Genomic DNA, 13131 nt, shown 5'->3' with positions numbered 1-13131 from the left:
AACACTGGATTTATTACCCTAATTATGTTAGAAATAGAAAGAAAATTTCTCGTTACCTCAGAAGATTTCAAAAAAGAAGCTTTTGCCCAAAATCGAATTGCGCAGGGTTATTTGAGCGCTGTTCCAGAACGGACGGTTAGAGTGCGCCTAAAAGGCGACAAGGGATTCTTGACCATAAAAGGAGCCACAAATGAATCGGGCTTGTCGCGGTTTGAATGGGAAAAAGAAATTCCTGTCGATGAAGCGGCAGCATTGTTGAAGTTGTGTGAAAAAGGCGTTATCGACAAAACCCGTTTTGAAGTAAAAATGGGCAATCACATCATTGAAATTGACGAATTTTATGGCGAAAATCAAGGCTTGGTCATGGCGGAAATTGAACTTGGATCGGAAACCGAAACCTTCGAAAAACCAAACTGGCTTGGCCAAGAAGTTACCAATGACCATCGGTATTATAATTCTTATTTGAGCAAGAATCCTTATAAAAACTGGCGCTGATTATTTTTGGAGCACCTGAATGGTCACCATTATGGCACCATTGGATTTGTTATTGGCAATATCCATAAAAGCCCGTTTTGACAAATCAATTTCTCTTGCTCTCACAAAAGGCCCTCTATCGGTAATTTCCACAATTACTGACTTCCCGTTAGCCTCGTTTGTCACTTTTACTTTGGTTCCAAAAGGCAGTTTTTTATGGGCCGCAGTATATTTGTTTTTGTCGTATCTCTTGCCGCTAGAGGTTCTTTGTCCATGAAATCTATCGGCATAATACGAGGCGTGGGCATCTTTTTTGTAAAATTTGAACTTCCCGGTTTCAAGCAGCAAACTATCTGAAATGATTTCTTGTTGATCAACAAGTGTTTTGTTTTTTTTGACGGTATCTTTTTGTATTGCTGTTTTTTGTTTGTCCGAAACCAAGGTTTGACTGCTTGCCAAAGCAACAAAGGCAATCGAAAGAAAAATTACTATTGATTTTTTACTCAAGATTTTAAAATTGCTTTTTGGGTATTTGTGAATCTTCGATTTCATTTTTGACTTTTTAGTTGAATTCTATTTTGCAAAAACCATACCTAGGTAAAAAAAAGTCCTTTTCAGGACTTTTTTGTTTTTTAAAACCACAAATTCCAGGGAATTCTACTCAAGACGAGCACTAATCCCAAGCCATAATAAATGGAGAATGTCTTGAATTTTGATTCACTCGTGGCAAGTTTTTTATGTTTTGACCAACCAATGGTAATCAAGACAATACCAATAATGTTGACAAGCGGATGTTCCAATGATGTCAGCCTTAATGCTGCATCTTTCATTTGACCCAATTGAGAAAACCCTTTTGGAGAAACAAAATAAGCAACGAAACCAATTACCAATTGAGAGTGTATTGCCGCCAAGGCAAATAGGGCAATCTTTCTGTCTTTCTCGGTAAATTCTTTTTTAGAAGATAATCCAATAATTGAATTGACGACAGCTAAAACCAATAGTAACAATGCCAAATAAGCCCAGCCAGAATGCAGTTTTTGAACGATTTCGTACATAAAATATTTTTTTTGTTTTAACAAATATAAGTAAAAAAAGCATAAAAAAAACGGCATCCACTTTTGAAGCGATGCCGTTTTTGATATTATTTGAATTTCTTTTAGAAATTGTAACGTAAACTAAAGTTCCAAGTTCTTCCAAAACCGAAGAATACTTGATTCCCATTTGCAACTCCTTTATATGTTCTACCAGCTGATTCCCATGTTGCTCCAGATGTTCCAGAAACAAAATCATCTGCAAAAATATTGGTTCTTGATTCAGAAATATAAACTTCATCCAAAACGTTATTTACATTCAATCTGAAATTTACTGATTTGTCTAGGTTTTTACCCACAATCAACTTATAAGAGAATCCAGCATCCATCAACCCATAAGAAGGTAATTCCAAAGATCCTTTATTAGTGGCAGAAGAAAATCTTCCTGGCTCAATTGCAGCATATAAATTATCTTGGAATCTGTAATTTGCATCTAGAGAGACTCTGGTAAGAACTTCATAAGAAGCGCCCAAAGAAGCTGTCATTTGAGCTGCATCACCCACTTTAACATCGGCTAAATATAAATCACCTGACCCTATTTTATTGTTATTCTGGTCAAATCTATCATAAGTGGCATTGCCATTGTATTTCCATTCTCCCACGGAAACCATTCCATTAATATTTAATTTAGGCAACGGTCTAGCATTCATCTCCAACTCGACTCCAGAGTGTGTTTCACTAACTCCATTGGCATCATAATATCCATTTCTGTTTGTAGAACTAGGATCTGTAGATCTTTGATATCTATCATCCCAAGCGGTATAATACAAATTCAATTTAGCATTGAACATTGAAGATCTAAATCCATAACCTGCTTCAACACCTAATATTTTTTCGTTTGGAGTATCAAAAGCAACCGATCTATTATTACGATAAACCGCATTAAAGAATGGCTGTTTAGAATAGTAACCTGAGTTCACGAAAACATTGTGTTGGTCGTTGATATTGTAGTTAACACCCCCTTTTACGTTACCTCCAAGAATGTTTTCAATGTCGGTTTTATATAGTGGATCCGTTTTTAGATAAACAAAAGTATCTTCTCTTTGAAATCCTTGTTGAGAAACAGCTCCTTGAAAAAAGGCAGAAAGTTTGTCATTTGAATATTCTAACTGTGTAAATGCACCGTACCATTTTACATAACCATTATTGTTGTATTCAATTTTTTCTTGGTCTTTAACATCCGTCCAAGGATTTATACTTGGTGAAGCAGAATAGGTTTGATATAAATATCTGTTAGGATTATTAATGTCTTTATTGTCAAAATAAACGCTTGCTCCTAATCTGTCATTAATGTTTCTGAAGTGGTAACCAACATAGGTTCTTGCATCAATACCAAAATCAAGCGTTAAATTATCCGTCAGTTTTTGGTTTAAATTAATAACCGCACCGTACCAGTCATGAGAATTTATAGAAGCTCTCCTAGTAAAACCTGTAGTGGAATTGGTTACATATTCTCCAACGTGACCCGTTGCCGTACTTGGCGTAAGTGGAGCTCCAACACTATTTGGTTGACCTGTGTTGAATTTAACAAACTCATCAAAAAGAACCAATCCGTTTGCAGTTTTATAAGAGAATGGGCTTTTTCCAATATTCCCTGTTCCTCCTCCACGACCCCATGATGCATAGAATACAGAGGATAATTTGGTGTTTTCACTGATTTTGTAATCCCAGTTGAAAGACATAACTGGTTTGTGATAAAAGTTTCTTGTCCAAGCATATTCTTCACCATTCAAATATCCCCAATCAGAACTGTATTTTATGTTTGGCTCACCATTTTTGCCATATTTCAAATAATCAGTAAGTGTGTTGGCAAAACTTCTTTGGTTATGCCATTGGGGTGCGCCTGTAAAAGTAAATTGAAAATCATGCTTGTCGTTTGGCTTATAACCAAAAGCGATGAAATAATTTTGTCCTTGAAATTTCGTTCCATCCACATAACCATCTCCCATAGTTGAACTCAATAAAACAGAAGCAGAGAAACCATTTTTCATTACCCCTGTATTATAAGAACCTTGAACTTTCAAATAATTTGCATTTCCAAAACCTGAAGAAACAGAACCGCCTTCTTTCATATCAGAAGTTCTGGTTACTACATTTATTGTACCTCCCACTGAAGAAATGGCTAGTTTAGAAGAACCTAACCCTCTTTGTACCTGCATGGCAGAAGTAACATCAGACAAACCTGCCCAGTTGCTCCAGTAAACTGCACTGTTCTCCATATCATTTACAGGGACACCGTTTACCATTACCGCAATATTCCTTTGGTCAAATCCACGAATATTTATTCTTGAGTCTCCAAAACCACCACCTTGCTTTGTTACATATACTGAAGGTGTATTGGCCAAAATTTCAGGAAATTCTTGTGTTCCTAATTTTTCCTGAATTTCAGCAGCTTTTATAGTAGAAACTGCAACAGGAGTCTTCCTGTCTTTTGCAATATCAACTACTCCACTTTTTATAACAACTTCTTCTAATTCGCTTGAATTATTAGTCAAAACAATCGTGCCCAAATCTGTAGTTCCTCCATTTGAAACCCTGAATTTAAGGGTCTTGGCATCGTAACCTATAAATGAAATTACAACTTCTCCAGAAGTTACGGAAGTATTAATAGAAAATTTACCGTCAAAATCAGCAGTAGTTCCAATTTTTGACCCTTTGATGGCAACGTTTGCTCCAGGCAAAGAATTTTGTCCATCCGTGACTGTTCCCGTTATTTTCCCTTGCGAAAATACTGTCGAAACCATCATAAACAGCAATCCAGAAAGTAACCAATTTTTCATTGTTCTCATTATCGTATTGTTTAGTAGTTTTTGGCAAAATTCTAACATTTAAACGATAAAAACGTTAAGTAAATGTTAATAAAATCAATTTGGATAACGAATTATTAACAAATATCACTTTTATTCTGTAATTTGTTAAAATTACAAAACCACAACTCACTGAAAACCAATAAATTAACACTTACCATAAAAAACACAATGGTTAATAAATAATTTCCCTTTTAGAACAACCTAAAACCATTTTTAAAGCAACTGCATAAAAAAACCTTGATTTTTCACAAAATCAAGGTTTTCGATGTATTTATGACAACGTTTTCGTAAAAATGAGAACGAATCTTATTTATTCTTCAAAAAATGTTTTAACAAAAATTCCGTGGAACTGTCGTGATTATTAACCGATTTAGAATGTATTTCTTCCAGAATGGAATTGGCCAATTGTTTACCTAATTCTACTCCCCATTGGTCGAAACTAAAAATATTCCAGATGATGCCTTGAACAAAAATTTTGTGCTCGTATAATGCCACCAAAGAACCCAAAGATTTAGGCGTCAATTTTTGTATCAGAATCGTATTCGTCGGCTTGTTTCCGCTAAATACTTTGAAAGGCAACAGATATTTAGCTTTTTCTTCGGAAAGTCCTTGTTTGTCAAATTCGGCCTGCACTTGTTCCTTGGTTTTACCATTCATCAAGGCCTCGGTTTGTGCAAAAAAGTTGGACATCAATTTGTCGTGATGATCGTCGTTTCCGTACAATGGTTTTATGAATCCAATAAAATCGGTTGGAATCAACTTGGTTCCTTGATGTATCAATTGGAAAAAAGCGTGTTGCGAATTGGTTCCCGGTTCTCCCCAAATAATGGTTCCTGTTTGGTAATCGACCGGTTTTCCGTCACGACCAACACTTTTTCCGTTGCTTTCCATTGTTCCTTGTTGCAGGTAAGGTGCCAGTTTTTGCAAATATTGCGTATATGGGATCAAGGCTTCGCTTTCCGCACCAAAAAAGTTGTTGTACCAAACGCTCAACAAAGCCAAAACCACGGGAATATTATTGTCGAAATCTGCCGTCTTGAAATGCTCGTCCATTTCATTGGCACCAGCCAATAAATCATCATAATTATCAAAACCAACCGCCAAACTTATGGAAAGCCCAACGGCGCTCCAAAGCGAAAAACGTCCACCAACCCAGTCCCACATTGGAAAAACGTTATCGGGATTGATTCCAAATTCGGTCACTTTTTGAAGATTGGTGGAAACGGCCACAAAATGTTTGGCCACGTCTTCTTGCGAAGCCGATTTCAAAAACCATTCTTTGATGGTTTCGGAATTGGTCAAGGTTTCCTGGGTGGTAAATGTTTTGGAAACAATTACAAAAAGAGTGGTTTCTGGATTTAATTTTTTAATAATTTCATTTACGTGATCTCCGTCCACATTGGACACAAAATGAACGTTTAGGTGATTTTTATAATACTGCAAAGCTTCCACTGCCATGGCTGGGCCAAGGTCTGAACCACCAATTCCGATGTTGACGATATCCGTGAATGGCTTGCCGGTAAATCCTTTTCTGGTTCCGCCTACCACTTCGTTCGTGAAGTTTTTTATTTTATTTTTTACTTCAAAAACTTCTGGAATTACGTTTACTCCGTCAACATTTATGATTGCGGTTTCTTTGGCACGTAAAGCAGTGTGCAAAACAGCACGGTTTTCAGTTTGGTTGATGATGTCCCCTTCAAAATATTGGGCAATTGCCTCTCCTAAATGTACTTCTTTGGCCAATTCGAGCAACAAGCTCATTGTTTCCTGATCGATTATATTTTTGGAGTAATCCACGACGAAATCATTCCATTGGAAATTAAATTTCGTTGTTCTTGTAGTGTCATTGGCGAACATTTCCTTCATTGAAGCAGTATTCATTTCTTGAAAATGCTTCTGAAGATTTCGCCAAGCTAATGTTGTTGTGGGATTTGTATTTTGTAATGCCATTGTTCTTTATATTTTTGATAGGCGTAAATTTACACTTAGTTTTCAAAATAAAAATGCTTTTAGAGTCAATAAACCCTTCTTTTTTGAACTATAACCTTGTAGTTAGGTTTTTTGTTCAATTTTTAGTAAATTTTCAAGCAATTTTTTATGAACTACAAATTGGCCACACTGTCCAACTCTCTTTTCAAGGGTTCTATTTGCGACATAAATCGCGGCAGGTTTTTGCGGTCCATGGGTTGTGAATTGGGCAACTTCAAACGTAAGGCATCCACTTGAATCCCATTTTTCCAAAATCGGTAGCATACGTGTGGGCCAGTTGCCAGACCGGTGCTTCCTACTTTGCCGATTATGGCTCCTTGGGTCACTCTTTGTCCTCTTCGAACCAGAATTTTAGACATGTGTAAATATTGTGTCGAATAGGTTCGATCATGCTTTACTTTCACGAAATTCCCATTTCCTGCCGTGTAACCCGTTTGCTCTACGACACCGGCTGCAGTAGTCATGATTGGCGTTCCTCTTGGCGCGGCATAGTCGGTTCCTTTGTGGGCTTTCCAAATATGTTGCACGGGATGAAACCTGTTCTTGGAAAATCGCGAAGTGATATTCGCATATTTGAGTGGTGATTTCAGGAAAAAATTCTTGAGGGCTTTTCCGTTTTCGTCATAATAATCCAACTTTCCGGAGGCTTCGTTTTGGGCGAATGGAAAAGCGTAAATCATTTTTCCTTTGTACTCAAAAAAAGCGGCTTTCAAGCTGTCCACTCCGTCATAAATGGTGTCGTCGATATACCTTTCGGTAAAGGTGACGCCAAACTTGTCGCCTTTTTTCAACTTGAAAAAATCGATGGACCAAGCGTAAACTTTTGTCAACTTATTGGCCAAAGCCCCGTCAACTCCCTGCTTGTTTAATGCCTCGGACAAGGAGCCGTCCAATTCTCCAGCAATTGTTCTTTGTTTGAAACGAATAGGCCTAATTATTTTGGAAACAGAAACTGAATCCCTAAAATCAATCACGAAATAACTGCCTCTATCCGGCTGATAAATCAAAACCTGCAATTTTTTATATCGGTCTTTGGATCGCAATAATGTAAAAGCCTTTCCAATTCTAACGGTTCTAACGTCAAAAGTGTCTTTTACTTTTTCGATGATGTCATAAACTTGATTTTTGCCAAGATTTTGATTCTCTATTATACTGCCAAAAGTATCTCCACGTTGGATGGTATCATGAAGAACATTAAAATCGTTAAAATCAAACCCAAATTGTTCTATTCTAGGTTGGAGGCTTTGGTCTGGAATTACGTTCAAGTTTTCCTTTTGGGTACAAGAAAATAGTGAACAAAAAACCAAAAAAAGTATTGATACTTGTTTCAAAATGTAGGTATTATGCAATTAAATATTATTTTTTAATAGTCACTTTTGATACCAATATCATCAATCAAAAGTAAACTTGTTTTTTTTAACTCATTTGTTAAAAATTGAATTCCGAATTACAACCTTCGCTTGTTGGACATTATTTTAAACGGAAATTTCAATCCCTTGAAAGCTTCTAGATCCGCTTTTATTGAACCTACAACAAGGTTGGCTTTTATTCTTACTGGCAATTTATTGTCATCGTCAGATATCCAAATAGTTAAACTTTCTTCTTCCTTAAAAACTCTTCCGGATTGCACTATTGGCCGGAAAACCATTGTTGGAACGACGCCAAATTTAGTTGTAATATCCTCACGTGCAATATACTTTAACCTAAATTTTGTAGTTTCATTATCAAAAAACATATCAATGGCAACAAATTCTCCCGGATTTATTTTGTCGATATTTGGATAATTCCGCAAATAATAAAAGGAAGATAATATGTCTTGGGTATTTTTGGGAATAACAAATGTTTTTTCGGTTTTGTGTTTATAATCTTTTACGAGAACTTTATTTTCCGTTTGATAAAAAAACCCTTCCTGGTTTTTGGTGTAACCTCCCTCACTTATTTTCCTGACATATTGATAAGGATTTCCGGTTAGCTTGTCGATATAGCTTTCGTATAAATCCTCCACTTTAAAAAAAAACTTGGACACTCCAGTGGTATATCCTCTTCCAACAACATGGAAAACTTTTTTGTTGTTTATCGTGGCATCTTTAACTTCCAAGGTGGCATACCCCGCATTTACAATTCCATAATGAATTCGAAATTTGAACCATTCACCCACATCAAAAGCATCCTGTTTCCGAGAATCAAAACTTACGGTGCTGATAAATATAAATAATAGAATTATTTTTTTCATGTCTATTTGGACTATTTATGGACAGCAAATGCAAATTTTGTTCCAAATGTATTAAAACAAAAAAACCCAGTCAAATAATGACTGGGTTTTATGCTATTAACTAACCAAAAAACATAAATTATGAAAAATTTACATTTAATCGAGAAGGAAACCACCCCTTCTCTTTACAGTGCAAAGATAATTTAGGATTGAAACATTTTTATCAAAAAAATAAAGTTTAACAGAACATTTACGGACGTGCATGCTGCTTTGGGTTATTTTTTCACATAATTTAAAAAAAAGTTGTTAAAAAAACATTCCTTGCAATTACTTTTATCTTTGCATTGGCATAAAAAGAACAAAAACTTGCACAAAACGAACGATTTTGACTCGTTTTTCGAATAATCTTGCTGCTTTTTAATGATTTTTAGAATAATTTGTTGAAAATAGCCGTTTAGAAACCAACGCTATTTCCTGCTTTATTAGAACCAAAATCCAATGCTGAACCAAGTATATCCTTTTGCGGTTTCTGGCGACCAAGAATATTTAACTTCCAAAGGCCCAATTACGGTTTCCAGCCCATATCCAATGGCGTATCCGGAATATTTTGGCAAAGAAATCCAGTCCAGAGATTCAAAATAATCGTCTCCCACATTGGCATAATTGGCCGAAAAATTGAGATGGTTTTTCTTGAAAATTTCATAATCGATTGTTGCCGATGCCTTGAGATAACTATTGCCGGCAAGGGTCAAAAAATCATAACCGTAAAATGGCTTGAAATTATTCAAGGGAATAAAACCATAACCCCCCAAGACGAAATCAAAGAAAGGGACACTATCGGCTCCAATGGAAAAACCGGCTTCCGTCTGAAATTTGAAAGTGGTGTTTTTTACTATTTTGAGAGCAAGCCCAGCATCGGCTTTGGCTATGGAATAAGGATTGAATTTCCCGGTATAATTAGAAGAAAATAAATAATTATGCAAGTCACTCGTGAAAAACCAGCCTTTTGTAGGAAAATATTTGTCGTCAAAAGAATCATATTTCATGTACGCAAAAACACTGGTGTAATTACTTTTGTCAAGCACGGGGTTTGTAGCAGTCAGGGTTTCCGACTCAATATTAACGTATTTATACTCCAAACCAACTCCCACCAGAAATTTTTGTGCAAAGACGGATTGAATATAAAACTGGTTGGTTAAATCCAGAAAATCAATGTTTATGGAATTAACATTGGCCAAAGGTGCTATTGACAAACTGCTTATTTCATTGGTGACATTTTTGTTAAATTGATTTAACTGTGACTTAAAGCCAAAACTCAAATTATAACCATTATCAACATAATAATCCAGATTATAACGCAAATTATCTCCAATAATAAAATCGAATGAAGCAATATCATTTTTAAAAAATGTTTTTTTATTGGTAAGATTCACCAAAACACCGCTTTTATAAAGTCCGTCATAATGCAATCCGAATTTCAAATAAGTCCTAACCGGGTTTTCGATAAAGTTAAGAATCAGGTCTTCTCCAGCTCCATTTGGTTCCAAAGAATAGGTTACCGCACCAAAATTATGGGTGGCATCTATATTATTAATTCCTTTTTCTAAATCTTTATAGCTGATTTTTACCCCAGATTTGAATTTTAGTTTTCCTTCTATATAATTTTTTGAATAATCCATCAAATTATTGCAGACAATGTCAACTATATTCAAACTGTCGGATTCTATTTTGAGTTTAGGCTTGTGGTATGGATTTGACTTGTCACTCAATTGACCTATTTTTTCATAGACAGAAAATGCGGCTTCTTCTCCTTTTTGGATAATTTCTTTCGCTTTTTCAAACGAGACTGCTCCATAATCCTTGATGTCCGGCTTGATGTAAATATCCGTGTTTTTAGAATTTAGTTTCATTTTTTCAATCATTTGAAGATTGGTAATTTGAAATAAAATCTTGGTTCCGTCCCTTAGTTGTTCCCTATCCCGCAAACCATTTTGCACATCGACCCCGATGATGATGTCGGCTCCTAATTTTCTCACCTCTTCTATGGGATAATTATTGGTTACACCGCCATCAATCAAAAACCTGTCGTCCAATATTACGGGAGAAAAAACAGAAGGCAATGCAGAGCTGGCATAAAGAGCCTGGGCCAAAACGCCTTTATCCAATAAAATTTGCTCTCCTTTTTCGATGTCGGTGGCAATGCATAAAAAAGGAATGGGCAACTGGTTGAAATCCCGAACATGTCTTACGTGCAAAGTGAGTTTATTGAATAAATTATAATTAAACATCCCCCTGGAGAGGGATTGCGGTGCGCCTATTTTGAATTTGTTGAAAGGAAGTATCAAGGCATACAACTCATCATTCCTTTTTTCATAAAAACTTTTTGAAGAGCGAGGAATATAATCAATCAACAAGTTGTCGAAATTGGTTACCCTAACAATCGAGTCAATTTGGGTGGCATTGTAACCCGAAGCATACAGTCCGCCAATAACGGCTCCCATGCTGGTTCCGCCAATGAAATCTATTTTTATTCCCGATTCCTCCAGTACTTTCAAAACCCCGACGTGCGCAAATCCTTTGGCACCACCACCACTAAGAACCAATCCTATTTTGGGTCTTTTGATAGTGTCCTGTGAAAAAGACGCCTGATAAGTAAAAAGAAAGAAAACGAATAAGGCAAATTTTTTCATCGTGATTTGCTAATTGGTTTTGTAAAAGTCGGTAATTTTTTTGGCTTTTGAAACACCTATAACATCGGAAATTTCTTTTTCTGTGGCCAACTTCAATCTTTTAACACTTTTAAAATGTTGAATCAACGCCATCATCGTTTTTTCTCCAATTCCCGGAATGCTTTCCATCGAAGAATTCAATGCTGATTTACTCCTTTTGTCCCGATGAAAAGTAATTCCGAAACGGTGTGCTTCATTCCGCAATTGCTGGATAACCTTCAAAGTTTCGGATTTTTTGTCCAAATACAACGGAATCGAGTCGCCGGGATAAAACAGTTCCTCCAATCGTTTGGCAATGCCAATTATCGTGATTTTTCCGCGCAAGCCCAATTCGTCGATGCTTTTCAAAGCCGACGATAATTGTCCTTTACCTCCATCGATGATGATGAGCTGCGGCAAAGGTTCGTTTTCGTCCAATAATCGTTTGTAACGACGATATACCACTTCGGTCATCGAAGCGAAATCATCAGGGCCTTCGACGGTTTTTATATTGAAATGACGATAATCTTTTTTGCTGGGTTTTCCATCCTTGAAAACCACGCAAGCCGCCACGGGATTGGTTCCTTGAATGTTCGAATTATCGAAACATTCGATGTGTCGCGGTTCCTTGGGCAATCGCAAATCTTTTTGCATTTGCGCCATAATTCGATTGGCGTGACGATCGGGATCCACGATTTGCAGTTGTTTCAATTGTTCGATTCGGTAAAACTTGGCGTTGCGAATGGACAAATCCAAAATCTGTTTTTTGTCGCCCAATTGCGGAACAGTAACTTTTATCTTTTCGCCTAAATCCACTTCAAACGGAACTATTATTTCTTTGGACAATAATTGAAAACGTTCCCGAAGTTCGATAATCGCCAATTCCAACAACTCTTCGTCGGTTTCGTCCAATTTCTTCTTGATTTCCATCGTGTGCGAACGAATAATCGAACCGTGGGAAATTTGCAGAAAGTTCACGAAGGCGGCACTTTCGTCAGAAACTATCGAAAACACGTCGATATTGGTGATTTTCGGGTTTATAATGGTGGAACGTGATTGGTAATTTTCGAGAATTTCTATTTTTTCTTTAATTTTTTGAGCTTCCTCAAAGCGCATTTCTTTGGCCAAATTCGTCATCAATTTTTTGAAATCCTTCATTGATTCCTTGAAATTCCCTTTCAGGATTTCGCGAATGGCATCGACTTGTTTTTGATACTCTTCCAATGATTCATAGCCTTCGCAAGGCCCTTTGCAATTGCCAATATGATATTCGAGACAAACTTTAAACTTTCCACTTTCGATATTCGATTTACTCAAATCATAATTACAAGTGCGTAACGGATAAAGTTCCTTTATTAAATCTAAAATAGTATGCACCGTCTTGAAACTGGTGTACGGTCCAAAATATTCCGAACCATCCTTGACCATTCTTCGGGTGGTAAATATTCGTGAAAAAGGTTCTTTTTTGATGCAAATCCAAGGATAACTTTTATCATCCTTCAACAAGACATTATATCTTGGCATAAGGGTTTTGATAAGGTTGTTTTCCAATAAAAGCGCATCGGTTTCGGTGGGGACGACAATATGTTTTATGGTCACGATTTTTTTGACCAAGACATTCGTTTTGGCCGTATCGTGAATTTTATTGAAATAGGAAGAAACCCTTTTTTTAAGATTTTTGGCTTTGCCCACATACAAAATCTTCCCTTCCTTATCATAATATTGATACACTCCAGGGCCGTCGGGCAAGGTTTGAATTTGAAGTTCGAGAGTTGGGTTGTTCATATAACAAAGTTAGTTTGAAAAATACCAAGTTCCAAATTCAGAAAATTATCCCATCTATGAAG

At 36.4% G+C, this 13131-nt stretch carries 9 protein-coding genes; 1 reads left to right on the top strand and 8 read right to left on the bottom strand.

Annotated features, from left to right (window positions below):
- Positions 1 to 24 precede the first annotated feature (24 nt).
- On the top strand, positions 25 to 495 hold the full coding sequence (locus OZP13_RS16820; RefSeq protein WP_281297942.1) for a CYTH domain-containing protein: 471 nt from the start codon (positions 25 to 27) through the stop codon (positions 493 to 495).
- Here OZP13_RS16820 and OZP13_RS16815 read toward each other — a convergent pair whose 3' ends face one another.
- From OZP13_RS16815 to uvrC, 8 genes are all read right to left on the bottom strand, one after another.
- On the bottom strand, positions 496 to 1026 hold the full coding sequence (locus tag OZP13_RS16815; RefSeq protein WP_281297941.1) for a septal ring lytic transglycosylase RlpA family protein: 531 nt from the start codon (positions 1024 to 1026) through the stop codon (positions 496 to 498).
- Between the two features lie 80 nt (positions 1027 to 1106).
- Positions 1107 to 1529 (bottom strand): hypothetical protein, encoded by a 423-nt coding sequence (locus OZP13_RS16810; RefSeq protein ID WP_269241282.1) that lies wholly within the window; start codon positions 1527 to 1529, stop codon positions 1107 to 1109.
- Positions 1530 to 1630: 101 nt separating this feature from the next.
- Positions 1631 to 4354 (bottom strand): TonB-dependent receptor, encoded by a 2724-nt coding sequence (locus tag OZP13_RS16805; protein ID WP_281297940.1) that lies wholly within the window; start codon positions 4352 to 4354, stop codon positions 1631 to 1633.
- Between the two features lie 327 nt (positions 4355 to 4681).
- The gene (pgi, locus tag OZP13_RS16800; protein WP_281297939.1) at positions 4682 to 6325 is read right to left on the bottom strand and encodes a glucose-6-phosphate isomerase; all 1644 of its coding nucleotides are present in this window, start codon (positions 6323 to 6325) and stop codon (positions 4682 to 4684) included.
- 152 nt (positions 6326 to 6477) lie between these two features.
- The gene (locus OZP13_RS16795; RefSeq protein ID WP_281297938.1) at positions 6478 to 7695 is read right to left on the bottom strand and encodes a M23 family metallopeptidase; all 1218 of its coding nucleotides are present in this window, start codon (positions 7693 to 7695) and stop codon (positions 6478 to 6480) included.
- Positions 7696 to 7811: 116 nt separating this feature from the next.
- Positions 7812 to 8597 carry a DUF3108 domain-containing protein gene (locus OZP13_RS16790; RefSeq protein WP_281297937.1) on the bottom strand — a complete coding sequence of 262 codons (786 nt, stop codon included), beginning with the start codon at positions 8595 to 8597 and terminating at the stop codon, positions 7812 to 7814.
- 461 nt (positions 8598 to 9058) lie between these two features.
- Positions 9059 to 11266, bottom strand: a complete 2208-nt coding sequence (locus OZP13_RS16785; protein WP_281297936.1) for a patatin-like phospholipase family protein — start codon at positions 11264 to 11266, stop codon at positions 9059 to 9061.
- 9 nt (positions 11267 to 11275) lie between these two features.
- Entirely contained in the window at positions 11276 to 13069 is a 1794-nt protein-coding gene (uvrC, locus tag OZP13_RS16780) for an excinuclease ABC subunit UvrC (RefSeq protein WP_281297935.1), read from the bottom strand.
- Between the last annotated feature and the right edge of the window lie 62 nt (positions 13070 to 13131).

The organism is Flavobacterium limnophilum, from assembly GCF_027111315.2.
Taxonomy (GTDB): domain Bacteria; phylum Bacteroidota; class Bacteroidia; order Flavobacteriales; family Flavobacteriaceae; genus Flavobacterium; species Flavobacterium limnophilum.
This window is presented reverse-complemented; position numbering and strand designations above follow the sequence as displayed.